30 protein-coding genes are annotated in these 24,484 nt (G+C 69.6%); 15 read left to right on the forward strand and 15 right to left on the reverse strand.

Annotated elements, in window-relative coordinates; all coding sequences use genetic code 11:
- The first annotated feature begins 5 nt into the window (after window positions 1-5).
- The 5 genes from KF737_RS03310 (at window position 6) to KF737_RS03330 (ending at window position 2,737) form a co-directional block, all read left to right on the forward strand.
- On the forward strand, window positions 6-182 hold the full coding sequence (locus tag KF737_RS03310) for a hypothetical protein (protein WP_296450352.1): 177 nt from the start codon (window positions 6-8) through the stop codon (window positions 180-182).
- Window positions 179-724 carry an ASCH domain-containing protein gene (locus tag KF737_RS03315; protein ID WP_296450354.1) on the forward strand — a complete coding sequence of 182 codons (546 nt, stop codon included), beginning with the start codon at window positions 179-181 and terminating at the stop codon, window positions 722-724. The genes KF737_RS03310 and KF737_RS03315 overlap by 4 nt, the downstream gene beginning before the upstream one ends.
- Before the next feature lie 105 nt (window positions 725-829).
- Window positions 830-1,099 carry a hypothetical protein gene (locus KF737_RS03320; protein WP_296450356.1) on the forward strand — a complete coding sequence of 90 codons (270 nt, stop codon included), beginning with the start codon at window positions 830-832 and terminating at the stop codon, window positions 1,097-1,099.
- Complete coding sequence (locus KF737_RS03325; protein WP_296450358.1) at window positions 1,096-1,533, forward strand: hypothetical protein; 438 nt, start codon at window positions 1,096-1,098, stop codon at window positions 1,531-1,533. Before KF737_RS03320 ends, KF737_RS03325 begins: the two co-directional genes overlap by 4 nt.
- Window positions 1,526-2,737 (forward strand): hypothetical protein, encoded by a 1,212-nt coding sequence (locus KF737_RS03330; RefSeq protein WP_296450360.1) that lies wholly within the window; start codon window positions 1,526-1,528, stop codon window positions 2,735-2,737. The genes KF737_RS03325 and KF737_RS03330 overlap by 8 nt, the downstream gene beginning before the upstream one ends.
- A 114-nt stretch (window positions 2,738-2,851) precedes the next feature.
- On the opposite strand, the gene KF737_RS03335 is transcribed toward KF737_RS03330, so the two are convergent.
- The 15 genes from KF737_RS03335 to KF737_RS03405 all read right to left on the reverse strand — a co-directional run bounded on the left by KF737_RS03335 (window position 2,852) and on the right by KF737_RS03405 (window position 12,271).
- Window positions 2,852-3,463 (reverse strand): class I SAM-dependent methyltransferase, encoded by a 612-nt coding sequence (locus KF737_RS03335; protein WP_296450363.1) that lies wholly within the window; start codon window positions 3,461-3,463, stop codon window positions 2,852-2,854.
- A 187-nt stretch (window positions 3,464-3,650) separates the two neighbouring features.
- On the reverse strand, window positions 3,651-4,190 hold the full coding sequence (locus KF737_RS03340; protein WP_296450365.1) for a bifunctional 2-polyprenyl-6-hydroxyphenol methylase/3-demethylubiquinol 3-O-methyltransferase UbiG: 540 nt from the start codon (window positions 4,188-4,190) through the stop codon (window positions 3,651-3,653).
- Between the two features lie 45 nt (window positions 4,191-4,235).
- Entirely contained in the window at window positions 4,236-4,961 is a 726-nt protein-coding gene (locus KF737_RS03345) for a glycosyltransferase family 9 protein (RefSeq protein ID WP_296450367.1), read from the reverse strand.
- A 73-nt stretch (window positions 4,962-5,034) separates the two neighbouring features.
- Complete coding sequence (locus tag KF737_RS03350) at window positions 5,035-5,742, reverse strand: hypothetical protein (RefSeq protein WP_296450369.1); 708 nt, start codon at window positions 5,740-5,742, stop codon at window positions 5,035-5,037.
- The gene (locus KF737_RS03355) at window positions 5,739-6,659 is read right to left on the reverse strand and encodes a phage tail tube protein (protein WP_296450371.1); all 921 of its coding nucleotides are present in this window, start codon (window positions 6,657-6,659) and stop codon (window positions 5,739-5,741) included. The genes KF737_RS03350 and KF737_RS03355 overlap by 4 nt, the downstream gene beginning before the upstream one ends.
- 167 nt (window positions 6,660-6,826) lie before the next feature.
- Window positions 6,827-7,210: a DUF3168 domain-containing protein gene (locus tag KF737_RS03360; protein ID WP_296450373.1), complete on the reverse strand. Its 384-nt coding sequence runs from the start codon at window positions 7,208-7,210 to the stop codon at window positions 6,827-6,829.
- Complete coding sequence (locus tag KF737_RS03365; RefSeq protein ID WP_296450375.1) at window positions 7,207-7,476, reverse strand: hypothetical protein; 270 nt, start codon at window positions 7,474-7,476, stop codon at window positions 7,207-7,209. Before KF737_RS03365 ends, KF737_RS03360 begins: the two co-directional genes overlap by 4 nt.
- Window positions 7,476-7,913 carry an HK97-gp10 family putative phage morphogenesis protein gene (locus KF737_RS03370; protein ID WP_296450377.1) on the reverse strand — a complete coding sequence of 146 codons (438 nt, stop codon included), beginning with the start codon at window positions 7,911-7,913 and terminating at the stop codon, window positions 7,476-7,478. The genes KF737_RS03365 and KF737_RS03370 overlap by 1 nt, the downstream gene beginning before the upstream one ends.
- A 181-nt stretch (window positions 7,914-8,094) precedes the next feature.
- Window positions 8,095-8,427: a head-tail adaptor protein gene (locus KF737_RS03375; RefSeq protein WP_296450379.1), complete on the reverse strand. Its 333-nt coding sequence runs from the start codon at window positions 8,425-8,427 to the stop codon at window positions 8,095-8,097.
- Window positions 8,424-8,723 (reverse strand): hypothetical protein, encoded by a 300-nt coding sequence (locus KF737_RS03380; protein ID WP_296450381.1) that lies wholly within the window; start codon window positions 8,721-8,723, stop codon window positions 8,424-8,426. The genes KF737_RS03375 and KF737_RS03380 overlap by 4 nt, the downstream gene beginning before the upstream one ends.
- Window positions 8,724-8,740: 17 nt before the next feature.
- Window positions 8,741-9,553 carry a hypothetical protein gene (locus KF737_RS03385; protein WP_296450382.1) on the reverse strand — a complete coding sequence of 271 codons (813 nt, stop codon included), beginning with the start codon at window positions 9,551-9,553 and terminating at the stop codon, window positions 8,741-8,743.
- Window positions 9,553-9,801, reverse strand: a complete 249-nt coding sequence (locus KF737_RS03390; RefSeq protein WP_296450383.1) for a hypothetical protein — start codon at window positions 9,799-9,801, stop codon at window positions 9,553-9,555. Before KF737_RS03390 ends, KF737_RS03385 begins: the two co-directional genes overlap by 1 nt.
- A gap of 325 nt (window positions 9,802-10,126) precedes the next feature.
- A complete protein-coding gene (locus KF737_RS03395; protein WP_296450385.1) occupies window positions 10,127-10,744 on the reverse strand; it encodes a hypothetical protein in 618 nt (205 codons plus the stop codon).
- Window positions 10,744-11,253, reverse strand: coding sequence for a DapH/DapD/GlmU-related protein (locus tag KF737_RS03400; protein ID WP_296450387.1), 510 nt, complete (start codon window positions 11,251-11,253; stop codon window positions 10,744-10,746). Before KF737_RS03400 ends, KF737_RS03395 begins: the two co-directional genes overlap by 1 nt.
- Before the next feature lie 595 nt (window positions 11,254-11,848).
- A complete protein-coding gene (locus KF737_RS03405) occupies window positions 11,849-12,271 on the reverse strand; it encodes a hypothetical protein (RefSeq protein WP_296450389.1) in 423 nt (140 codons plus the stop codon).
- Between the two features lie 235 nt (window positions 12,272-12,506).
- On the opposite strand from KF737_RS03405, the gene KF737_RS03410 reads away from it, so the two are divergent.
- The 10 genes from KF737_RS03410 to KF737_RS03455 all read left to right on the forward strand — a co-directional run bounded on the left by KF737_RS03410 (window position 12,507) and on the right by KF737_RS03455 (window position 24,483).
- Complete coding sequence (locus KF737_RS03410) at window positions 12,507-15,212, forward strand: hypothetical protein (protein WP_296450390.1); 2,706 nt, start codon at window positions 12,507-12,509, stop codon at window positions 15,210-15,212.
- 46 nt (window positions 15,213-15,258) lie between these two features.
- Window positions 15,259-15,963, forward strand: coding sequence for an HK97 family phage prohead protease (locus KF737_RS03415; protein ID WP_296450392.1), 705 nt, complete (start codon window positions 15,259-15,261; stop codon window positions 15,961-15,963).
- A 25-nt stretch (window positions 15,964-15,988) separates the two neighbouring features.
- The gene (locus KF737_RS03420; protein ID WP_296450394.1) at window positions 15,989-16,888 is read left to right on the forward strand and encodes a phage major capsid protein; all 900 of its coding nucleotides are present in this window, start codon (window positions 15,989-15,991) and stop codon (window positions 16,886-16,888) included.
- Between the two features lie 71 nt (window positions 16,889-16,959).
- A complete protein-coding gene (locus tag KF737_RS03425; protein ID WP_296450396.1) occupies window positions 16,960-17,442 on the forward strand; it encodes a hypothetical protein in 483 nt (160 codons plus the stop codon).
- A 90-nt stretch (window positions 17,443-17,532) separates the two neighbouring features.
- Window positions 17,533-18,015, forward strand: a complete 483-nt coding sequence (locus KF737_RS03430; protein WP_296450398.1) for a hypothetical protein — start codon at window positions 17,533-17,535, stop codon at window positions 18,013-18,015.
- A 32-nt stretch (window positions 18,016-18,047) separates the two neighbouring features.
- Window positions 18,048-18,362, forward strand: coding sequence for a hypothetical protein (locus KF737_RS03435; RefSeq protein ID WP_296450400.1), 315 nt, complete (start codon window positions 18,048-18,050; stop codon window positions 18,360-18,362).
- An 18-nt stretch (window positions 18,363-18,380) separates the two neighbouring features.
- Window positions 18,381-21,986 carry a hypothetical protein gene (locus KF737_RS03440; RefSeq protein ID WP_296450402.1) on the forward strand — a complete coding sequence of 1,202 codons (3,606 nt, stop codon included), beginning with the start codon at window positions 18,381-18,383 and terminating at the stop codon, window positions 21,984-21,986.
- Window positions 21,987-21,989: 3 nt separating this feature from the next.
- The gene (locus KF737_RS03445; protein ID WP_296450404.1) at window positions 21,990-22,904 is read left to right on the forward strand and encodes a hypothetical protein; all 915 of its coding nucleotides are present in this window, start codon (window positions 21,990-21,992) and stop codon (window positions 22,902-22,904) included.
- Window positions 22,904-23,794 (forward strand): hypothetical protein, encoded by an 891-nt coding sequence (locus KF737_RS03450; RefSeq protein WP_296450406.1) that lies wholly within the window; start codon window positions 22,904-22,906, stop codon window positions 23,792-23,794. The genes KF737_RS03445 and KF737_RS03450 overlap by 1 nt, the downstream gene beginning before the upstream one ends.
- Window positions 23,794-24,483: a hypothetical protein gene (locus KF737_RS03455; RefSeq protein WP_296450408.1), complete on the forward strand. Its 690-nt coding sequence runs from the start codon at window positions 23,794-23,796 to the stop codon at window positions 24,481-24,483. The genes KF737_RS03450 and KF737_RS03455 overlap by 1 nt, the downstream gene beginning before the upstream one ends.
- Window position 24,484: the final 1 nt, after the last annotated feature.

A 24,484-nucleotide genomic window follows, 5' to 3' on the forward strand; every position in this document is an offset into this window, starting at 1 on the left:
CCGAGGTGCGCGACCTGTTCTTCGGGCCGGACACCAACGAGGCGCGCGAGGCCGGGCTGGCGGCGCTGGACGCGTTCGAGGCGCGGGCGGCGGAGATCGAGGGGCGGGCCATGCAACTCGCCGCTGACGCCGAGACGCTGAAGGCGGACATCGCGGCCTTCCGGAAGGCGGCCCGGTCGTGACCCGGCATCTTCCCGGCCTGGCCGAGCTGGAGGCGTCGGTCGCGCGCGTCATCCCGTGCCTGTCGCTCTGGGAGCCGTGGGCCAGCCTGATCGTCTGCGGCGCGAAGTGGCACGAGACGCGCCATTGGCCGACGAAGGTCCGCGGCCTCGTCGCCATCCATGCGGCGAAGAAGTGCGACCGCCCGGGCGCGCCGGACGAGGTGTGCGAGGTGTTCCTCGGTCCCGGCTGGGCGCGCACGAGGCCTGCGGGCTGTGTCGTGGCCGTGGCGCAGCTCACCGGCTGCTACCACGCGGCGCACCTGGTCGAGGGCCGCCCGCCGCTGCTGGCGGCGACCGACAACCTGGACCAGCGGTGCGGCAACTTCGATCCCGGCCGCTACGGCTTCCGGCTCGACCACGTGCGGCCGCTGCGCGAGCCGCTGCCGCTGATCGGCCGCCAGGGCTGGTTCGACTGGAGGCCGCCGGCGGACCTCGCCGAACGGCTGCTGCCCGAGGTCGACCGGGTCCAGGCGCTCGGCGGCTGGGAGGCGCGACATGCGTAGCTTCGGCCTCGGGCTGTTCGCGGGCCTCATCGGCGCGGCGTGCCTCGCCGGTCTGGCGGGGCTGATCTGGACGCTCGGCGCGGCCGTGCGGGGGGCGGTGCTGCCTTGAGTGGCTCGGCCCAATGCCCGCACACCGACGTGCATTTCGACCTGAACGTAGCGCGCTTCGGCGACACGAACGTCGGCTATCTGGAGATCGTGGGGCGCTGCAAGATCTGCGACGCGCCGATGCGTTTCCGCGGCGCGCCCCTGGGTGTGACGCCCGCCCATCCGACGATGGCGCTGGACGGCTCCGAGATCAGGCTGCCGTTCCTGTTCGGCGACGAGGAGTACGACGGCAAGTGTGTCGGGTTCGTCGTCGGGGTGGCGTCGTGACCCGGCGCGGCCTCACGCCCGACGAGGCGGACTACGACGACATGCACCACGCGCTCGGCCGCCCGCCCGGGCGCTGGGTCGAGCCGTTCCGCAACCACTTCTGCTGCCCGGCCGAGGGGCCGGAGGCCGAGCGCTTCGAGACGCTGGGGAGCTACTGGCGCAAGGTCGGGCTCATCAACGGCGGCGCGGACGCGATCTATCGGGTGACGCCGCACGGCGTGCGCCAGGTCATGGCGTGGCTGGCGCTGCGGGACCGCGCGGCCGGGAGGCGGGCGTGGCGCGTCTTCGGCGGCGGCGTCAGCGAGCGGGTCGTCGTCGCGAAGTCAGCGTCGCAGGCGAAATACTTCGTCTACCTGGACCTGAACGACGTCTGGAACTGCGGCTTCCGCGCGTTCTGCGGCCGGGGCGTGAAGGCGCGGCTCGCGCATGGCTGACGGCGAAGCCTTTGCCTGCGCCGCGGTCGCCGCCCCTTCGGGCTCGGCCGACCCGACGCGGCGCGTTGCGCCCGACGCCTATCGGGCCTTCCTCGAGGACAAGGTGGAGATCGCGCCGGCGGGCGGGATCGACGTGCCGATCGGCGACCTGAACCCGTGGCTGAAGCCGCATGCGAAGGTCGCGGTGCGGTGGATGCTGCTGGGCGGGCGGCGGGCGTGCTTCGCCTCGTTCGGGCTGGCGAAGACGTCGATCCAGCTCGAAGCGGTGTGGCAGGTGCTTCTGCACCTGGGGCGCCAGCCTTTGGGTGTCGTGGAGCTCGACCACGCTTCCCCCTCCGTCCCTTCGCCTGCGGCTCGGGCCACCTCCCCCATGAAGGGGGAGGAGGGGGTCGGGGCGGCGCGGGTCGGCGGACGGGGGCTGATCGTCATCCCGCTGGGGGTGAAGCATGATTTCGCGCGCGATGCCGCGGCGATGGGCGTGCCGGTGCGGTTCGTGCGCTCGACGTTCGAGTGCTGGGGGCCGGGGCTCTACATCACGCACTACGAGGCGTTCCGGGACGGGAAGGTCGACCTCTCGGGCTTCGACGTCGTGTCGCTGGACGAGGCGGCGTGCCTGCGCGGAATGGGTGGCACGAAGACCTTCCGGACGGCGGCCAACGAGCTGACGGGTGTGCCGTTCCGGTTCGTGGCCACGGCGACGCCCTCGCCGAACGACTTCATCGAGATGCTGGCCTACGCCGAGGTGCTGGGCATCATGGATATCGGGCAGGCCAAAACCCGGTTCTTCAAGCGCAACTCGGAGAAGGCCGACGAGCTGACCCTGCACCCGCACCGGGAGCGGGCGTTCTGGATGTGGGTGGCGTCGTGGGCGCTGTTCATCACGAGGCCGTCGGATGTCGGCTGCGACGACACCGGCTACGACCTGCCCGAGCTGGACGTGCGCTGGCATTGCGTGCCCACGCCGCCGCCCTTCGACGAGGACGACGCGCACGCCGTGCGCAGCGGACAACAGCTTGAGATGTTCCGGTCGGACAGGATCGGCGTGGTCGATCATGCCCGTGAGAAGCGGCGCAGCCTGTTCGCCCGGGTGGCGAAGATGGCGGAGATCGTGGCTTGCGATCCCGACGATCACTACGTGCTCTGGCACGACCTGAACGCCGAGCGCGACCTGATCGCCCATCCTCGGCGGCGGGCCGCAGCGTAGTGCAGATGACACTCCGATCTTGGCGGCGAAGAACCGACCGCATCAGCCGCTCCTCGTACTCCCGCCCGTACTTTTCGCCCCAGACGAAGGTCGCGACGATGTTGCGGCGACCGCTCACGGCGGGCTGTCCTGCGCGTCGGCCGGGCCGCCGCCGTCGCGCCAGAGCACGCCGATGCCGTTGTTCTTAAGGCTCGGGTCGTAGCGGAACTCCCGGTGCGGATACTGCGGGCGCAGGTTGTTCCAGAGCTGCGGCACGTCGATGCGCACGCCCTGCCAGGTCGCCGCGCGGAACCACGCCACGTCATGGAAGGCGACGATCCGCCCCATCTCGCGGTAGTTGTCCCAGTCCTTCACCAGACCGTCGAGCCGATGGTCGCCATCCAGCAGGATCGCGTCGTACGGCCCCCAAGCCTCGACCTGGTCGATCACCGCCTTCAGCGTCGAGTCTCCCCAGATCACGCGGGCGTCGTAGCCGCCTTCGGTCAGCGCCTGCAGGCAGGCCTTCAGGCTGACCTGGCTCTCGCTCCAAGCTCGTGTGCCGCCCGGCAGGTCTACCGACACGATCCGGGAGCCCTTCGGCAGCGCGGTCGCCACGCGCCACAGCGACCCTCCGAACTTCGACCCGATCTCCAGGTAGGACCGCACGCCCTCGGCGGCGAGCAACTCGCAGAAGGCCGAGATCTCGCGCTCGTCCTGCGCGGCGTCGGTGAGATACTGTTTGCTCATGCCGCGCCCCGGATGGGGAGCACCAGGCGAGGCTCCGCCACCACGGCGACAACGCGGCCTCGCGAAGAAAGGATGTCAGCCCAGACCCTCAGGGTCGGGTTCTCACGCCTGTGGCGCTCAACGCGAGCGCTAAGGTTTCGCATCGTGACGATGTTCCCAGTGAAGTAGACGCGGTCGAGCACCACTATCAGCGCCCCCAGATGGCGGCCGCGCCCAACTCGGCCGAGATGTAGCTCGTGTGGATGCGCGCCAGACCGGCGCGGCCCAGGTCGGCGTCCAGCGCCGCGATCTCCGCGTCGTTCTCCGCCGCCTTGTCCGACGTGCCGCGCCAGGCGAACCACCCGCGCGTCTGGCGGCCGAAGTGCGCCATCAGCTCCGAGAGCGCCGCCTCCGGCATCGCCCGCTTCAGCTTGTGGTAGGTCGCCAGGCACAGCGTGATGTCGTACTGCCGCCCGGCGAAGGGCTTCAGGGCCGCCGGGCCGCCGGTCAGGTCCACGACCTCGAACAGGCTTTTCACGTCGCGCAGGTCGGCGAAGAGTTCGCGCGCGGTCCGCACGCCCTCCTCATAGATGTCGCACCCGTCCACCTTCGCCGCGCCCGCCAGCGCCATGTCGTAGCTCACGGCGCCGCGGTTGCAGCCGATGTCGAAGACGCTCGCGCCTCGGGCCCGCCAGTAGAGGTCGGCCATCCCGTCCAGGCGGAACATGCCCGTGCCCCGGACGCGCACCTGTACCTCATAACCGCTGCCGTTCGGCCGCCGCATCTCCACCATCTAGACCGCCATTCCCAATTGGCGGCGCGCGGCCGCGTAGACTTCCTCGACGCTGATCGCGTCCAACGCCACGCGGCAGTGCGCGCAGGGCGTGTACGAGCCGCAGGCCTCGGCCCCACCGGTCAGGTTCGTGTGCGCCGCGTAGCCGGTGACCGAGGGCGGGATGAACCCGCCGAACAGCACCACGCCCTTCGTCCCCATCGCCGCGGCGCCGTGGTGCAGGCCGCCCTCCGGCCCGATGAACAGCGCCGCCTGCCCCAGGATCGCCAGCGCATCTCGGAAGCCCGCCGTGCGCACGCCGTGCGCGCCGCGCAGCGCCGGTCCGCCCTTGTCGTAGAGGAACTGCAACACGGTCAGCCCGTCCGCCGCCAGCCGGTCCACGACGGCCTGATACCGCTGCGCGCCCCAGTCCTTGTTCGGCGCCACCGACTTCCAGCTCGGCACGTAGGGCTCGATCACCACGAACCGCCGGCCGAACCGCCGGCCGGCGCGGATCTCGCCAGCGCTCAGGAACACCTCGCCGGGCTCGGCGCGGAAGTCGAGGTTCCAGACCCAGCGGCGGCGCGCCGCGTCGTTCGTGTTGTAGATCCGCTGGCCCTTGAAGTAGCCGATCCACTCCAGGTCGGGCCGGCGTTCCTCCCCCGGCCGCGCCAGGTTCGGGTTGTCCCTGAAGATCAGGTCCGAGTTCTGGTCCCAGCGGATGCGCCGCCCGTCCCCGAACGCCACCTTCCGTCGCCGCTGCGCCCAAGCCCCCCGCGCCATGCCGGTGGCCATGAGCTGGTCGCCGAGCCCCAAGGCGCTAGGCCGCCTGCCGCCGCCGTTCCGCCCGCCACTCTTCGGCGAAGGCGCAGTCCTCGTACCCGGGCATGTCGGGCAGGCCCTCGGTGAAGTGTACGACGAGTGGGTCAAGCGCCCCGTCGTTGTGGCCGACAAGGTGATTGTAGGCCGGCGACAACTCTCCGATCAGCTCGTCGGGCAGCCAGCAGAGCCGGTGCAGGTCGCGGCCCGGCGCAGTGTTGATCAGGTCGAGGCTCAGCGCCCGGTTGGCCGGGTGATCGCAGTTGATCGCCATGACGCTCGACCAGTTCTTCCGCGCATAGCGAGTCTGGACCTGGCCATCCATCTTGCCGACGGCCGGCGGGTCGTAACGGTGCTTCACGCAGTAGAGCGCCATCGCCGGGTCGAACTGGTCGAACAACGGCGCGAGATCGCCTCTCACCAGCACGTCGCCATCCATGAAAAGCACCCACCCGCCTTTGGCGAGATGCTTCACGAGGAACCGGGCGCAGGCGTGCTCGGTCGACATCGGCGCGTCGGAGATCACGTCCCAGAGACGCCCATCGCGCCGCTCGGTCGGGCGGCGGTAGAGCCCTCTGGCCTGCACGTCGTCCAGCACCAGTGCGTGGCTTGGGATGAACTCGGACAGGTGGCGCGACAGGCTCGACACGGCGACCGAATAGGCCGCCGCCTCCCGCGGGTCATACCCGATGTAGATCGTCCGCTTCACGTGATCAGAGGCCCCAGGCCTGGAGGGTTTCGGCGACGCCCGCCTTGCGGAAGCCGCGGATGTCGCTGTGCGGGGAGGCGTTCACGACCTCGTTCGGCTTGCGCAGGACCGGCGAGAACGCCGGGCTCTCGACCTCGCTCCAGATCGTCCCGTCCGGTGACTGCTGCATCAGCCGGCAGCGGAGCTTGGCGATGTCGCCCGAGATGAGCGAGATGCAGCGGAAGAGCACCGGGTTGGAGGCGGCCGTCGTGAGAGACACCGGCTCGACGTTGCGCTGCCACGCGCCGGCGAACGCCTCGCGGACCAAAGGCCACCATCCCCGGATAGGCCCGCTGGCCAAGCGCGTTCTCCATCATCGAGATCGCCAGGGCCTGCTGCTGGGTCATGATCCATGCGGCGTCGCCGAGCGACAGGTTCGAGTCGACGAAGCTGGCGAACAGCGTGAACACGTCGTCCTTCAGCGCCGCCAGGTCCGTCCCCGTCGGGTTGACCGGCGTGATGCCGTTGATGATCGAGGCCGGCGAGACGTCGTCGGCCGCCTTCGACGGATCGACGAACTGGCTGTCCATGAACTGCACGATGGCCGCCGCCAGGTCGTCGCGCGTCAGCAGTTCGGCCGCGGGCGTCGAGAAGCGGATGTTCCGCTGCTCACCGGACGAGATGAAATCCTGCAGCAGGCTGTCGGTCTGGCTGCCGGGGATCCAGTTCATCGGGCACGAGCCCTCGGTCCCGCGGATCAGGCCGGCGATCAGTTCCTCGCGACGTCCGCTCTGCATGTGGGTGGCGTCGACCTGGTCGACCTGGTCCGAAGCGAGGTCCTGGTCGCCGACCTCGCCGAGGGGGATGAAGGCGTTGGGCGAGCTGCCGTCCGCGAGTTCGACGAGCGTTCCGCTGCCGATCAGGGCTTGGGTGGTCATGGTAGGGCTCCATCAAGGGAATGGCGCGCCTCCCCCTTCTTGGTTTGGAGGGGCGGGCCGGTCCGCTTGCCCAAGGCGGGGTCAGGGCCACCGGCCTGCGAGGCCGGAATTGTTCCTCCCGCCGGGGGAGGTGTCGGCGCAGCCGACGGAGGGGGCTTCCGCCGCGCCTACCCCGCCAGGGTCTTCAACGCCGCGACGACGGCCTCGGCCGAGCCTTTCGTGCTGGCCCAGCTCTCGCCCCAGAGGTCGATCTGCACCAGCGTGTCGTTCAGGCCCGTGGCGCCCTGCATCGCGTAGTCGGGGCGCTCGCTGATCGTCGTCAGCACGCCCCGCGGGAAGGCCTGCGCCTGCGGCGCCGCGTCCCAGGACAGCCGGTCCGCCAGCATGCCGGCGACGCCCGCATCGGCGGCCAGGAAGGCCAGCAGGCTCTCCTCCAGAGCCTCCTCGTCGCCGTTCCAGACCCGGACCTCGATCAGCCGCCGGAAGTAGAGCGTCCCGGTCGCCTCATCGACGTCCCGCCCGCCCCGCGTCGTCTCGACGAAGGCCTTCACCGGATCACGCCCAGGCGACGCGCCTCTGCGAGGCACTCACTCAGTTCGGCCGGCAACGCGTAGGTGAAGATCCCCTCGCCCAGGTGATGGACCCCTGGTGGCGACACCGCGATCTCGCCGTCGATGATCCGGTGCAGCTTTCGCTCCAGGACCCGGAACGCATCGCCATGACGACCGCGAAGCGCCTCGAGGACGCGTCCGAGATCGGCGATGGCGTCATGGGCGTCTGCAGTCTCCAGCGTAAGGGTGATGGAGAGGCGGGCCATCAGCGCTTCGCCCGCGCCGCCGCCCGGCGCGCCGAGGCCGCGATCTCGCCGCCCAGCGTGTCGACCACGATCTGCAGCACCTGGTCCTTCGTCGCTTCCCAGGCCGGCCGGAAGTAGGGCTGCGGCGGATGGTTGATGTTGCCGAACTCCTGCTGGATCGCCTGCGGCAGCGGCCCCGGCCCGGCGAACACCTCCACGAAGCTCTCGCGCTCGTGGCTGCGCCGCTGCTCCCGCGTCAGGTTCGAGCCGACGCCGCCGCTCCGCTCCAGCGCGTGGGTATGCTCCGGCGCCCGCGCGCGCCACGCCTCGTCGAACGGCGCCAGCGCCTTGCGGCCGGTTCGCCGCAGCACGTTCTTCGCCGTGCTCAGCTTGAGCTGCCCCAGCGCCTCGTCGAGCTGCTTCAGCCCCAGCACCTCGACCTTGACGATGTCGGCCATGCCGGGCGCCCTGAAGGATTGGACCACGGAACGCCCGCTGGCGCGGGCTCCACGGAAGGACCGGCTTCGCCGGTCACACGGACGTCAGGAAGCCCAACCACAACACGCCGGATACGCCGCAGCCTTCCGTGTCAGCGCGCGCCGGCGCGCGTTCCGTGTTTTCCGTGGTTCCCTGTTCCTCTCAGGCGGCTTTGCCGCACGTGATTTCACGCCACTCAGGACCCAGCCGCTTCACGCCCACGATCTCGAACGTCTCGTCGAAGTCGTCGTCGCGGATCCTGTCCCGCTCATTGACGTCGCCGGCGTCCTCGGTCCGCAAGATGAACCGCGTGGTCAGCGTGGCGGCCACGCCGTCGCGGCCCAGCTTTTCACCGTCCCGGACGTCGGTCCGCTTCGCGAACAGCGACGGCGCCTGCGGCGGATAGGTCACCGTCGGGTGGCCGCCGGCGTCCTTCGCCCCCGGCGTGTGCTTCAGGATCGTCACCGCCCTGGTCAGGTCCCCGGCCGAGATCACGAGACGATCTCGTAGCAGGTGAAGGCGCCACCGACGTTCGGCGAACCGCCCGACCCGGCGCAGTAGAGGGTCACGTCCCCGTCTGGGCAGAGGTCCCCGTCCAGCGCGACCGGCCGGCCCGGCTCGAGCGGGATGCCCAGCACCGCCGTCGCGGGCTCGTCCCCGACCCGGTACATCATCGGCAGGTCGCCGGAGTTGTTGGCCAGCACGACCGCGCGCCGCGACACGTTCGCCGGCAGGGTGAACACCTGGTTCGCCAGCGAGCCCGCATACTCGATCCACCTCCGCTGCGGCATGAACCGTCCCCCCTCGCCTACCGCAGCAGCTTCCAGAGCGTCCCGTCGACCAGCTCGCGCTCGTTGAACTGCGCGTAGGCCAGCGCCCGCGCCCAGGCCTCGCGGTCCGGGTACGCGGGCGTCTCGATCTCGCGCAGGTCGGTCTTTCCGACCAGCGCCGCAGCACTGCCCGCGGCCGCGAACACCGGGCAACCGTAGATCGCCGCCTCGACCGCGGCGTTCGAGCCGTGGGTCACGAGGCAGTGGGCGCCGGCGAGGTCCTGCCGAAGGGTCCGCGTCCGCGACGCCTGCATCTCCTTGTCGCGCCGCACGATGGGGCGGTCGGTCAGCGCCGCCAGCGCGGCGACGGTCCGCTCGGTCCAGCCTTCGATCCCGTGGAACCGCGCGTACGTCGCCGACGGCTCCGCCACCACGATGTGGCGCCCCCCCTTCGACCACGGCCGCAGCGGCGTCGCGCAGGCCTTCCAGCGGTCCGCAGGCGCGTCGGCGACGGCCCGCATCTGGAACCCGTCCACATGCCAGCGGTAATATCCGCCGTCGCTCCCGACCGGCAGGTCGGTGGCGAACACACGCCGGAAGTAGCCCCGATCCCAGTAGACCCAGCGCCGCGCCGCGCCGCGCCAGCGCTCGATGTAGGGCCGCAGTTCCGGCGTGCAGCCCACGACCGGCACGCGCCCGCGCACGGCGTGCGCGTCCAGCGCCTCGAAATCCCCCCGCACCACCACGCCGCCGGCCCGCGCGATCGTCGCCCCGATCCGGTTGAACAGCTCCAGCTTGAACTTCTTCAGGTGCCCCGGAACGAAGAAGGCGACGTCGGCGGGAGAGACCATCACTTCGGGATCGGGGGCAGAAGCGCTGCGACCTCTCCATGCCGCTTCCGCGCCATGCGCAAGGTCTCGGCGATCACGCTGAGCACCACCAATACCACGCTACGCTCTGACGCTATGACTCTAGCCCTTTCCTCTTCGTACTTCTCCATGGTTTCAACGAGCGCCGCCGCCCGCTCAATAAGGCTCTCGTCGTACGCGATTAGCGCCTGGGTGCGATCTGGGGAGAGCACGGGGGTCATGATGGTCATGGTTTCGGTCTCATCAAGAAGGGCTTTCCAAGGCCCTGTCGCGCAGCAGCCGCGACAGCCGGGGGTTGGAAAACTCGCTGATGAACGAGCAGACGCTTTTTAGGGGATTGCTCCCCCTGGACAGCGGCGCCTCCCCCGGCCATAGAGGTCGGGTTGCGGCACGCTGCCAAGCGCGCACGCTGTGAGCGAAAGCTCACATTCGGTCGACACTAACCGCGCCAACGGGCGTCGACCTATCATCAGCCGGGCTTTCCAAGGCCCATTCCGGACTCTGCCCTCGTTCCGTCGCCGCATCAAGCGGCGGCGACGAACGGCGTTCGCGTCCCTATCGCCAGTGCGCCTTAATCCACTCCAAGTCGCCGAGCTCATCCAACTTCGGCCGACCATGCATGTAGACCACCCGCGCGTCGCCCAGGCCGTTCGGCCGCACGTCGCACTTGTAGGAGACGACCGCGGTCGCCGAGATCTTCTCGATCAGCATGTACGGCTGGCGCCGCAGCCACTCCATGTCGTTGGTGACGCCGTCCCAATCCTCGTAGACCGACCGGAACCCGGCTGGGACCAGCGCGATCCCGTTGCAGGGGTAGTCCTTGCCCGGCGACCTCGGCAGGGCGATGCGGTCGCCGACCGCGCACCACGCCGCCAGGTGGTCGATGTTGCCGCACACGACCGTGTCGAGCCCCGCCACGATCAGCGGCCCGTCGATCCGGAAAGGCTCGATCATCGACGCCCAGTCCGGCGTATCGGTCGAAAGCCGCTCCTGTGTCACCTCCGCGTCGAAGCCGTCATAGTGGCGATCCGTCAGGACCACGAAGCGGTGCGGGATCGTCAGGTTCCGCGCGAAGCCCCGCGCCAGCCGGTTCACCCACTCCGGCGTGTAGCACCGGGACGCGGCGGCCGAGTAACGGTTCGGCGCCCAGAAACACGTCGCGACGGTCAGCATCAGGCGACGACACGCATCCGCGGCGCGCGCGGCGCGTCGAAGTGCGGTCTGAACAGCCCGTCCCGCTGAAACAGGACACCCGCCGGAACATCGCGATCGACGACGGCGCCCGCCGCCACCGCGCAGCCCTCGCCCAGCCGCACACCCGGCAGGATGATCGCGCCCGCGCCGATCGCAACGCGATCGCGGCAGATCACCGAGAGCGCCCCGCCCGAGATCAGCGCCTCGAGGTCGAAGTCCTGCTCTCCCAGCCACGGCCACAGGTCGTTGCAGAGGATGGCGCCCGGCCCCACGAACAGGTCCGAGCCCGCCACGACACCGGGATGCACCTGGGCCCCGTGCCCGATCCGCGCCCGCGGGCCCAGGCGCGAGCCGTCGACCACGGCGCAGGCCGCGACGCTCGACATGACGCCCAGCCGCGCCCGGCGGATCACCGAGGCGAACGGCCAGACCTTCGACCCCGCGCCGACCTCGCAGTCGGCGTGTACGAGCGCCAGCGGGTGGATCACGCCGCGCCTCCCTTTAGGAGCTCCGGGTCAAACCGGTTTTTCTTCGACGCGTTGGCCCTCGGCAGGAGGTACTGCAGGTTGTTCAGGACATGCAGACCACAGACGTCGGCGCCCTGCAGCGGGATTATGTGATCCACTTCCCAGCCCGTGGGACATGCCTCATAGAAACGTCGGATCGCGGCAATGTCTGCCCAGCATGGAGTAGCCCGAAGCTTGCGCGCACGCCGCGCGGCCTCCCAGGCCCTTCGCTTCTTAGGCTCCTCGGCTCGCTGCCTGCGGGCCCTGACGCGTCCCTTCTCCAACTCGAGTTCCGCGTTTCGCGCCCTCCAGGCCTTCCGGTAGCCCGCGGACCGCTCCCTATTCTCGCTCTTCCATTGCTTCTCGTACACGCGACGATAACTCGCGTTTCGGGCGGCGCTCTTAGAAGCGCTTCGAAGGCACTGGGCCCGGCGCTCTGGCCGCTGGTGATCTTGAGCTACGCAGACTACGCACGTTCCGCTCGCCGTGTACCTCCGCGCGAGGTGACCTCGCTTACAGGTCCGACCGGTGAAGTAGTGCTTGTCGCCTGCGCGCTTCGCCTCTGAGCGACTGTCCTTCATGCCGCCACCTGCTCACCCAACCAATGAATTCTCACCCACGGCAGGTGCGTGAACCCGCTCGGGTCACGCCAGCCCGGGAACGCCACGATCCGCCCGCCCTTCGGCAGCGCCTCACCGCGCGGCCAGCCGGGCTTTTGGAAGGCGTAGACCCCGTCCGCCGGACCGAACGCGGCGGCGCCCGGCAGCTTGTGGGCGAACCACGCCTGGTCGTCGGGGAACTTGTCGTGCGCGACGGCCGCGGCGGCCTCCAGGCTGAAGTCGCTCCACACATCCGGCCGGTAGCCGATGTCCAGCCGCCACACCGAGCCGTTGTACGGGCAAGGGTTCGAGGCGTTGACGCCGGTCAGGATGCGGAACGGCTCGTCGCCCTCGAAGAGAGGCGTCAGGTCGTCGGTGACGATGAGGTCCAGGTCGAGCACCAGCACGCGATCGCCGGGCTCTAGACCTTGACGCTCGCACCAAGTCGGATCGAAGAGACGAAGGCGCGCGAAGCAGCCCTGAACGCTTGTGAGAGGGACAGACGCACGCCGTGCGCGTCGACGTCATCTACAGCGAGGGCGCGGCGCTTCCGGGGATCGCTCGGCGACGCTGGAGGACCCTGTCCGCGTGACCGGCGAAGCCGGTCTTCCGTGTAGCCCGCGCAGCGGGCGTTCCGTGGTTCAATCCCTTCCGGGCGACCAGGATCACCCCTGGTCGTGGAAGTTGGTGCTGAACGACTGCGTGCTGGAATGCCGGCGGATGGCGGCGAACAGCGTCGACCTGGTCGTCACCTCGATCCCGTTCGGGAACCAGTACGAGTACAGCCCCAGCATCAACGACTTCGGCCACACGCGCTCGGCCGCGCACTTCTTCGAGCAGATGGACTACCTGCTCCCCGAGCTGTTCCGGGTGGTGAAGCCGGGGCGCAACGTCTGCATCCACGTGAAGGACCGGGTGGTGCCCGGCGGCATCAACGGCCTGGGGTTCCAGACCGTCTACGCGTTCGGCGACGACGTGCGCGCGGCCATGAAGAAGCACGGCTTCGCCTATCTCGGCCGCCACGAGAACACGACCGACGTCGTGCGGGAGAACAACCAGACCTACCGGCTGGCCTATTCGGAGCAGCTCCGCGACGGCACGCGGATGGGCTGCGGCATCGGCGAGGAGGTGCTGGTCTTCCGCAAGCCCACGTCGGACCCGACGAATGGGTTCGCCGACGAGCCGGTCGTGAAGAAACGCAGCGCCTACGTCTGGGTGACCGAGGACCGCAAGGGCGAGCCCGCCGAGTATGACAAGCACCTCTACCGCGCGGGCAAGATCAAGCCCGTGCCCGGCGGCGCCGGCGACTTCAGCCGGGCGAAGTGGCAGATCGTGGCGTCGGGCTACTGGAAGGTCTCGGGCGACAGGCTGCTGACGCCCGAGGAGTGGATGGACTGGTCGAAGGAGAAGTTCTCGGCCGCCTACCACCTCTGGAAGAAGTTCGACCTCGACCACGTCTACGATTTCGAGCAGCACGTCCTGATCTGCGAGAAGTTCGACTACGCAGGCTTCCTGCCGGCGATCTACCAGCTTCTCCAGCCGCACTCGGCGCACGCCAACGTGTGGACCGACGTGGCGCAGATGCGCAGCCTGAACACGCTGGCGGCCCAGGCCGGGACCGAGAAGCATCTCTGCCCGCTGCCCTTCGACATCCCCATCCTCTTCGCGGATCGCTCCGTTGTCGCGCGGCGCGAGGGCGCGGCGCACCTCGACGTGGAGTTCTGCGAGGTCGAGAGTTGCAGGCGCACGACGTGGGCGGACCGGTACTGGCGGACGGGCGAAATCCCCGCGTCGGCCATGGTCGAACACGGCTGGCATTTCGAGTGTCAAGGCTGCGGCGTCCGGATCGATGACGACTGGCTGAGCGAGCAAGGCCGCACCTGCGCCAGCGTGGTCGGAACCCAGCATTCGGGCGTCTTCTGCGGCCCGGACTGCAAGGCGCGCGAGACGCGCCGCCGCGCCCTGCGGACGGCGTTCGAGCAGCGCTGGTTGCTCCGGCTCCAGCGCGTGGTGACGGCGCGCTTCCGCGACCACGTCAAGACGATCGTCGACCGGAACAACGGCGCGGAGCTGAAGATCAAGACCTTCGACATGAAGGTCACCACGGGCGCGAAGCCCGTGTTCGTGCTGCTGGACGAACTGCACCTGATGAGCGGGTTCAGCTACGCCAGCCGGGTGTTCGGTCAAATCCAGGGGAACATGCTGGCGAACCCGGAAAGCCTGTTCGTCATCATCACCACACAGTCGGACCAGCCGCCGGCCGGGATCTTCCGCTCCGAACTCCAGTACGCGCGCGGCGTGCGCGACGGCCGGATCACTGAGCGCGTGCGGACCCTGCCGGTGCTCTACGAGTTTCCAGAGGCGGTGCAGACGTCCAAGGCCAAGGCCGGCCAGCCGCGCAAGTGGGAAGACCCGGCGATCTGGCCGATGGTGCTGCCCAACTTGGGCCGTTCCCTCTCGCTCGATCGCCTGATCGACGAATTCCACGAGGCGAAGGACAAGGGCGAGGAAGAGCTGCGCCGCTGGGCGTCGCAGCATCTGAACATCGAGATCGGGCTGGGGCTGCATGCGGATCGGTGGCGCGGCGCCGATCACTGGGAGCAGGCGGTTCACGCGAAGGTCCGCCGCCTCGAGGACCTGCTGGCGGCCTGCGAGGTCGCCGTGGTCGGCATCGACGGCGGGGGCCTGGACGACCTTCTGGGCGTGACCGTCATCGGCCGGATCAAGGGCTCGCAGCGCTGGGTGAGCTGGTCGCGCGCCTGGGCCGAGGCCGACCTGCTGAAAAACCGGCCGGAGATCGCCGAGCGCCTTCGCGACTTCGAGGCTGACAAGGACCTGGTCATCTTCGAGCTGGAGGTGCGCGACCTCACTGAAGGCGACGATGACGTGCTGCCGCCCGATCTGGCCGAAGTCGCCGACGTCGTGCTCCAGGTCGAGGCCGCCGGTCTCTTGCCCGAAGAGAATGCGGTGGGGCTGGATACTGCCGGCGTCGCGATCCGGCTGCTCGTCGAGTACCTGAAGAAGCGCAAGATCGCCGAGAAGCAGATGACCGGCGTCGCGCAGGGCTTCCGGCTGATGGGCGCCATCCAGTGCGCCGAGCGGAAGCTCAAGGAACGCATGCTGGTCCATGCCGACCAGCGCCTGATGGATTGGTGCGTCGGCAACGCCAAGGCCGAGCAGAAGGGCAACAACGTCCTCATCACCAAGGAGACGGCGGGCAAGGCCAAGATCGACCCGCTGGCGGCGCTCTTCAACGCGGTCGAGCTGATGGCGCGGAACCCGCAGCCGAAACGCAAGGCCGACTTCTCGATGATGTTCGTCGGTGGTCGGTCCGCCGCGTGATCCGACCGCGCACGCCGTGCGCGCTCAACCTCCGGAGCTTTCACCCATGGACCTCGCGATCCGCGGCTACTCGCTGCAGCTCAACGTCGAGAAGGTCGCCGAGGAAGGCGGCAAGCGAATCGTCCGAGGCATGGCGACGACGCCGGCCGAGGATCGGATGGGCGACACCATCAACCCGCTCGGGGCCAAGTTCACCAACCCGGTCGCGTGGCTGTGGCAGCACAAGCACGACAAGCCGTGGGGCTGGGTCAAGTTCGGCAAGCCGACGAAGGCGGGGATCCCGTTCGAGGCCGAGGCGGCGCAGACCGACGAGCCGGGCGAGTTGAAGGACTTCCTCGACAACTGCTGGCAGCAGGTGAAGCTCGGCCTCGTCCGCTTCGTGTCGATCGGCTTCCGCGCGCTGAAGTGGGCCTGGATCGGCGACTACGACGGGATCGAGTTCCAGGAGATCGAGATCTACGAGCTGTCGGCCGTCACCATCCCGGCCAACCCGGAGGCGGTGATCACCGAGGTCTCCAACGCCAAGGCCGCCCAGGAGGCGGCGATGTTCTTCAAGCACTTCCAGGCGATCTCGGCCGACCGGCCGGCGCCGCCTGAAGACACGACGGACGAACCGGCCGCCCCGGAGGGCAAGCAGGCCGTCGAACCCGTCGACCCGGCGAAGCCGCTGGCCCACGTGGCCAAGCTGAACCGGCCCGCCCCCGCCGGGGCCCCCTTCGTCATCCGGAAAATCCATCACCGCGCAGCCTGACAGCGCGCGGCCAAGGGGTACAGACATGCAGACCTACGCCGAACAGCGTGCGGCCTACGAGGCCACGCGCGGTGTCAACGCGGCCGCCATGAAGAAGCTCATGGACGACGCCGCCGCCAAGGGCGAAACCCTCGACGCCGAGGGGCAGACCCAATTCGACGACTTCGCCAAGGACAACGAGGCGATCGACGGCCATATCGCCCGGCTGAAGAAGCTGGAGGCGCTCAACATCGAAGGCGCCCAGCCCGTGAAGGGCCTGAGCGAAGAAGACGGTTCGGCCTCGCGCCGCGGCCTCGCGCCGGTCACGGTGAAGGCGGCGCCCGGGAAGGTCATGCCCGGCATGGGCTTCACCCGCTACGTCAAGGCTCTGGCCATGGCGAAGGGCGACTGCGCCCAGGCGTTCGCCATCGCTCAGGGCAACGACCGCTGGGTGAAGGAGACGCCGGACGTGATCAGCGTCCTCGACCCGGCGGTGCAGCATCTGATCAAGGCGGCCGTCGCCGCGGGCACGACGACGGACACCACGAATGCGGCGCCGCTGGTGCAGTATGCGAACCTTGCGTCCGAGTTCATCGAGTTCCTTCGCCCGATGACGATCGTCGGCAAGCTCAACACCCGCGCCGTGCCGTTCAAGATCAAGATCCCGCGTCAGACCGGCGGAGCGTCGGTCAACTGGGTCGGTGAAAGCAAGGTGAAGCCTGTCAGCGCGCTGGCCTTCGACTCGATCACCCTCGATCACAACAAGATCGCCGGCATCATCGTGCTCACGGAAGAGCTCGTGCGGCTCACCTACCCGAACCTGGTCACCGAGACCTTCCTGTGCATCGGCACCGGCTACACCCGCCGCGCGCCGGTCGGCGACAAGATGTCGGGGACGCTGAGCTACAAGAAGACCGGCGACACGACCTTCGGCATCACCAGCTAGTCGAGCGGCCTCCGAGACGGGTGACAGCCTGCGCAACGCCAGCGTAGGTTGTCCCGATCACATTGGGGGTGATGGCGATGCTGCGCTGGGTCTCAGGGATTGCCGTCGCAGTCGCGGCGTGCGGCTTGGTCGCGGGAGGTGTGGCGCTCTGGCCGCTGCACCAGGCGAAGCGTGTGGTGGCAGCGCAACTGCGAGACCCTGATGCTGCGAAGTTCCGGAGCGTCCGGCGCGTCGGTGACCACGTGTGCGGGGAGTTCAACGGCAAAAACGCCTTCGGCGCCTACGCTGGGTTTAAGCGGTTCATTGTGGACGAGCGTGAGGGCGTCGTTTCTGAGCCGGAACTCTCACCAGTCGCGCGAGGCTTCAGAGAAGCAGTAAGGGGTGTCTCGCCGGGAGAGGTGAGAACGCTTGAAGATGCGCAGAAGGCAGCGCGCTCGACGAGCCTTCCGGCAGAGGTTGAGCAGGCTTCTATCGCGGATATCAGGGCGGCAGGCGAAGAGCTTAGCCGGCACTGGGACTTTGAGAACCTCTGGATCAGCAGGTGCTCTCAGTAAGGTCTCTGGAGGCGGCCCGCGAGCGGGCTGAGCCAGTTCGCCGCCTTCGGCGGCCCACTCATTTCGACAACTTCTTGAAAGCAACTGCGAATGAACCCTCGCTTGGGCGATGTGCCGTTCAAGGTCGGCAAGGCCAACTACATCCTGAACATGGGCGTCAACGCCATGTGCTGCCTGGAGCAGTGGATCGACGAGACGGGGTGGAAGGTTCCACCGAAGCCGCCCGAGCCTGGGTCGGAGCTGGAGCCTGATGCTGCGGAGGCCGATGCCCCGGTTGCCGCCGCCCCCGTCGAGGCGCTTGAGCCGAGCGCCTACGACTTCCTGGAGGCGGCGATGGCGAGCCGGCGGGTGTCACACATCCGGGTGATGCTCTGGGCGGGTCTGCAGCAGCATCACCAGGGCGTCGACCTCGCGGACGCCGGGGTGATCGTGCAGGGGCTCAGCATGACCGAGAAGGTGGCGATCCAGTACATTTCGGAGAGCCTGACGCTCTGCTCGCCGAAGCGCGACAAGGCGGCCGACCTCATCGCGGGGGCCGGCGCGGACGCCAGCGGGGACCCTCCGCAGGCGTAGGCCAGCGGCGCTGGGACTGGGACGAGCTCTTCATGAGCTGGTGCGGTCTCGGCGCCGACCCCGACGCGTTCTGGCGACAGACGCCGCGGACGCTGCTGCTGTTCTTCAAGGGCAAGATGCAGGCCGCCGACCGGGAGGGGCGCGAGAAGCGCTACCTCGCCTGGTACACGGCCATGCTGCCGAACCTGAAGAAACCTCCGAGCCTCGGAGACTTCGTCGAGCCGCAGACGGCCCGGGCGAAAGAGACCGTGCCGGGGGCGGCGACGTTCCTGGCCCTGCGCGGCTCGAACGGCGGCGACGTGCCCGACTGGGTGCTCGCCAAATTCGGCCTCCCCACGAAATCCTGAACTCCAACGGACGCCGCCATGGCCGCAGCGAACGCCACGATCGCGAACCTGAAGGTCGCGCTGGGTCTGGACAGCGCCCAGTTCCAGACCGGGCTGCGTGATGCGTCGGCGACGATGCAGCGCGAGGCGCGGCGTCAGGCCCAGGCCGCCGCCGAGCTGCAATCCCGCGTGGTGGCGCTGAAGGGGTCGCTGGACCCGGTCTACGCGGCGCAGAGACGCCTCGGCGACCAGATGAAGGAGGCGCAGGACCTCTACCGGAAGGGCGCCCTGGCCGGCGCCGAGTACGGCAGGATCATGGGGGACCTGGCGGCCCGGCTGAAGGCGGTCTCGTCGGCGCAGGCGGGAACCGCCGTGTCGTCCAAGGTGTTGGCCAACGCGGGCCTCAACCTGGGCCGGCAGGTCAGCGACCTGGGCGTGCAGTTCGCAGGCGCCGCGGCTTCGGGCAACCCGCTGAAGATGGTCATGATGGCCGTCGTCCAGCAGGGGCCGCAGATCGCCGACGCCTTCGCGGTCGCGAAGCAGCAGGGCGCGTCGTTCGATGTCGTGATGAAGGGCTTGGCCACATCGGTCGGCGCCTTCCTCAAGGCCTCGGCCCCGCTGCTGGCGGTCGGCGCGACGGCGGCGGCCGTGTTCCTGCTCTGGAAAAAGCAATCAGACGACCTAAAGGCAGCGATGAAGGGTGCGGCCGAGGTGGCCGCGAACTTCGCGGATGTGCAGGACGCGACTCGCGATGCCTTGGCCGGCGCGGCCTCATTCGCCGAAAAGTACCAAGTCGCCAACGTCGACCTGACCGCCGCGCTGGATGACCTCCTCATCAGCCAGAACAAGGCCTATGGGGGAGCGCTTGCCAGCATCGACGCGAACGATGAGGCCGGTAAGGCGGCGGCCCGGCGCGCTGAGAACGAACGCCTGCTTACCGTCCGTGTATTGAAGCGGGCCCAGGCCGAGGCTAGCGCGCGGATCAAGGAGGGTGAGGCCGAGATCAAGCAGGCGGAGAAGGCCGGTAGATCTGCAAGCTTCTTCGCGACGGTCACGCGCGCGCAGGGCGTCGGAGAGTTTCCCGGCGCCGTGGACCCGATGGCCTCTGGCGACGCCGCCGAGGCGGCGGCCCTGCGCAAGGCGAACGTCACCGCGACACGACAGGCGGTGAAGGAGGAAAAGGCCTACGAGGCGGCTCTGGCCGCCACGATCAAGGCCACGATGGAGGCCAACCTCGTCATTCCAAAGTCGGAAGAGGCGCGCAGGGCGGAGGCGGAGGCGATCCGCGCGGCGGCGAAAGAGCAGCGTGAAGCCGCTAACGCCGCAAAGGAGGCCGCTCGGGCCGAGGAAGAGTTCGACAGGGCGATCCAGGGCGTGCTGCAGAGTCTGGAGACCGGCGGCGAGCGCCAGTTGCGGGAGATGAACGAGAAGATCCTGGTCCTTCGCAAGGCGCTGGACGCAGGCAAGATCTCCACCGACCAGTTCCGCGACGCGGTGGAGCGGCTCCAGCCGACCGTGGTCGACCTGAAGGACGCGCAGAAGGCGCTCCGCGTCCAGTTCGAGGCGACCCCCGGCGATCTCGACAAGGCCATCGGCAAGATGGATCGCGCGGCCGACAAGGCCCGCGACCTGGCCGACGCGTTCGGCGAGGTGTCGTTCTCGCTGAAGGACATGCTCCGCTCGGTGAAAAGCGGCGACCTGGGGTCCCTGATCCTCAACATCCAGGGGCTCAGCAGCGGCCTCGGCACGCTGCTGGGCGGCGGGACGGCCGGTCAACTGCAAATCGCCGCGCTGGCCGCGAACACCATCGGCGGCAGCACGGGACGGACGATCGGCGCCAGCCTGGGCGTCGCGGCCAGCGGCGTCGGCCTCGGCGCCTTTGCGGCGACCGCGGCCGGGGAGACGGCGTTGGGCGCGGCCGGCCTGAGCTCGGGCGCGATCGCGGCGCTCGGCAGGGCGGCGCCGCCCCTGGCCGTGGCGGCGGCGGCGCTCTATGCGGCGGCGAAGCTGTTCAACATCGGCGGCAAGCCGACCAATGCGGGCGCGGGCTATGACCTGCGCAACGGGGCGATCAGCGGCGACAAGAGGACACCGGAGACCGAACAGGCGGCCCGCGCCGTCGGCGAGGCGACGCTTGGGATCATCGACGCGCTGAAGGCGGGCGGCATCCAGATCAAGGATGCGCTGGTCGGCGTGGTCCTCGGCACGCGCGACCAGTCCACCCTCTACTTCGAAAGCGGCAAAGTGCTGCGGTCGGCCGTAGGGGATACCGGCGCGGCGATCGACACAGCGCTCCGCGCCATGCTGGACGGCGCGACCTACGTGTCGGAGGCCCAGCAGAAGCTGGTAGAGTCGGCGCTGGCCGCGGGCAAGGGCTTCGACGCGATCGCCGAGACCCTGGCGACCTACGAACAGGCGCAGAAGATCGCCGGGACGCTGGCGGACCAGATCCGGCAACTGACCGACCCCAAGGCGTACGACCTCGAGGCGGTGAAGCGCGCGATCGAGGATCAGCGCAAGTCGTACGCGGGCCTGGCGGAGGAAGGCTACCTGACCGCCGAGCAGCTTGCCGGGCTGAACGCGCAACTGACCGAGCTGCAGGGCCTGCAACTGGCCGAGGTGCTGAAGCGCTACGCCGAGGCGGTCTCGGCGCCGGAGCCGGCGAACGACAACAGCCTGGACACGCTGGGCGCGGCGGCCGAGCGTGCGCGCGACGGGCTGCTGGCCAGCTACGAGGCGTTCCGCAGCGCCAAGGAGGCGGAGGTTGCGCAACTGCGGCAGGCCGCCGACGGCCTGCGCGGGTTCCTGCGCGAACTGACGATCGGCAACGCCGCGGGGCGCGGGCCGGTGGCGCAGCTCGGCGTGCTGCGGGGCGAGCTCGGGCGGCTGAGCGGCCTGGGCGCGGCCGATCCGGAGCGGCTGGCCAACTTCCAGGGCGTGGCGCAGGCGTTCATCGACGCCTCGCGGGCCGGGTCGCGGACATCGCTGGACCTGGCGCGGGACATCGCGGCGGTGCGGCGCTCGGGCGCTGCGTCGGTGAGCGCGGCCGAGGCGCAGGCGGCCACGGCGCAGTCGCAACTGGACCTGGCGTCGCAGCAGCTCACCGCGCTGGGCCTGCTGACCGGCGTGACGCAGGACATGGCCAACGCGCTGAAGGCCTACCTGGCGGCGAACGCCAACCTGACGGCGGCCGGCGGCGACCCGCGGGCGCTGGGGTTCGACGCGGCGGCCTATGCGGCGGCCAACCCGGACCTGGGGCGCAACTGGGTGGCGGGCGGCAGCCTGCGCGGCGTGGGCGCCACGTTCGAGCAGGCGCTGTTGGCGCACTACCTGGGGCAGGGGCTCGCCGAGATCGAGGCGGGGACGCGCATGCGGGGCTTCGCCAGCGGCGGGTCGTTCATGGTCGGCGGGTCCGGCGGCATCGACAGCCAGCTCATGAAGTTCTGGGCCTCGCCGGGCGAGATGGTGAGTGTGAGCCATGGCGACCCCATGGCCGGGGCGACAGACGAGATGCGCGGGTTGCGCCAGCAGGTGCAGACCCTCACGGCCGGCGTCGCGGCGCTGACCGGCTTCGCGCGGCGGGCGGAGAAGGTGCTCGCCAAGTGGGACGGCGACGGCATCCCCGGGCAGCGGGACCTGGCTTAGCCCATGGCGTTCGCGTTCATCGAGGAGGTCGACGCCGTCGCCACGCTCACTGCGAGCACGGCGACCGACGAGCCGCTGCCGGCGTGGGGCGACAGTCCGTCGGGCGACTACGACATCGGCCGCCAGGTCATCACGCCCTCGACCCACCAGGTCTGGGAAAGCGCGGTCGACAACAACGCGACCGATCCGCTCGCGCCGGGCCCGGGGCATGAGGAGGACTGGCTCCTGGTCGGCTACACGAACCGGTATCGGATGTACGACCAGTCGCCGCAGAGCCAGACGACGATGGCGGACAGCCTGGCGGTGACCCACCAGCCGGGCGCCTACATCAAGGCCCTGGCCCTGTTGGAGGTGGACGCCGCCACCGTGACCGTGCAGCAGCACACCGAGGTCACGAACGAGCTCTACAGCCGGACCTTCGACATGATCTCCGACGTGGGGATCTACGACTATGACGAATATTTCTTCGCGCCGGTCGGGCGGCGCACCGACCTCTACGTCAACGACCTGAAACCCTACGCCGAGGCGTCGCTGACGGTGATCTTCGAGAGCGCGGCCGGCGAGGACGTGAGCTGCGGCGTCCTGAAGTTCGGGCGCGAGATCGTGATCGGCAACACCCAGTACGGCGGGCGGGTCGGCATCGAGGACTACTCGGTCAAGCAGGTCGACGAGTTCGGGCAGGCGACGATCCTGGAGCGGGCCTTCAACCGCACCGGGGACTACACGCTGATCCTGACGCCCGCGCAGGTGGACCCCGCCTACACGAACCTGGGCGCCATCCGCGCGACGCCGGTCGTGTTCGTCGCCGACCCCGACTACGGCGCCTGCCTGCTCTACGGCTTCCTGAAGGACTTCGCCGTGGAGTTCGCCGGCCCGACCCACGCCTACGCCAACATCAGCATCAAGGGCCTCGCCTGATGACGGACATCGTCGCGCCGCCGCCGATCAACACCCTGCCGCCGGCGCCGGTTCGCGGCCAGCCAGGGTTCTCGAACGCCACGGGGACCTTCCTCGAGGCGCTGCCGGACTGGGGCGACGACGTCGACGCTTCGGGCGCGGCGTCGCACCAGAACGCGGTGGCTGCGCAGGAGCGCGCGGCGCTGGCGCAGGCGGCGGCGGTCGACGCGCAGGCGGCCCGCGACCTGGCGGTCAACACGACGGGGTTCCTGGCCTTCTCCAGCTCGTCGGTGGCGGTCGGAACAGGGTTGAAGACCTTCCATCTGGAGCTGATCGGCGGCGACCCGCCGGACTTCGGCGGGCAGGACTTCCTCTGCGCCTTCTCCCGCTCCACCCCCGACGCCCGCGTCTACGGCAACATCGACGCCTGGGACGGCGTCGACGACATCACCCTGGACGTCCCGGCGCGCGGCGTGAGTGGCTCGGGAACCTACGACGACTGGGTGATCGTCCTGGGCGGCTTCTTCGAGAGCGGCGCCACAGCGGAGGAGATCCGGGCCGGGACGTCCGACTTCGTGGCGGTGTCGCCGAAGGGCTTGGCCGACACCGTGGCGTTTGGGACGCTCGCCGATGCGTCCACCATCGCCTGGGACACGATTGCGGACGGCCCTCACGTTCGGGTCACGCTCACCGCCAACGGCCACGCCGTGGGCGCGCCGACCGGCCTCGGGGATGGCCTGACCTACGTCATCAACATCAACCCGGCGACCTACACCTGCAGTTGGAACGCCATCTGGGACTTCGGGCAGGTCGGGCCGCCGAGCTTCCCGGCTTCGGCCTGGAGCAAGGTCACGGCGCAGTACGACGCCGCCCTGAACAAGCTCCAGGCCGGCGTCTGGCGGGGCGCGTGATGTATCCGCACGCCACGCAACTCTTGGCCACCGGCGCGCTCGCCGTCGAATTCCTCGTCGCCGGGGGCGGCGGCGGCGGGGACGACGGGGCCTACGCCACCAACACCATGAACGGCGGCCTGGGCGGGCAGGTCGTTCCGGGCTCCGCCGTGCTGGCTGTCGGACAGACGGCCGCCGTTCAGGTGGGCGCCGGCGGCGCGGTGCGGACGGACGGCGGCGCGTCGTCCTTCAACGGGGTCGCGGCGAGCGGCGGGACGCACTCCGGCCAGTCCGGCTCGGGCGCGAACGGAACCACGAGCTCGATCAGCGGCGTCTCGACGGTCTACGGGTCGAGCGGCGGCGCGGGCAAATTCTACGACGGCGGCAGCGGCGACGGGACGGGCAACCCCGGGGGCGTCAATGCCGGCTCGGGGGGCGACGGCTTCTCGTATGCGACGTCGGCGGGCGCCGGCAACGCCACGCCGGGCGTGGCGAACCGTGGCGGCGGCGGCGGCGGAAAGTCGCAGTGCCGGTCGGCCGACTCCCTGGTCTTCGGGGCGTCGCACGGCGCGGCCGGGGGCTCGGGGATCGTCATCGTGCGCTACCTCGGCCCGCAGCGCGCGACCGGCGGCACGGTCACCTCGTCGGGCGGCTACACGATCCACAGCTTCACCGGCGTCGGCGCCGCCAGCTTCCTCGTCACAGGCTGAT

The organism is Phenylobacterium sp., from assembly GCF_019636135.1.
Lineage (GTDB): Bacteria > Pseudomonadota > Alphaproteobacteria > Caulobacterales > Caulobacteraceae > Phenylobacterium.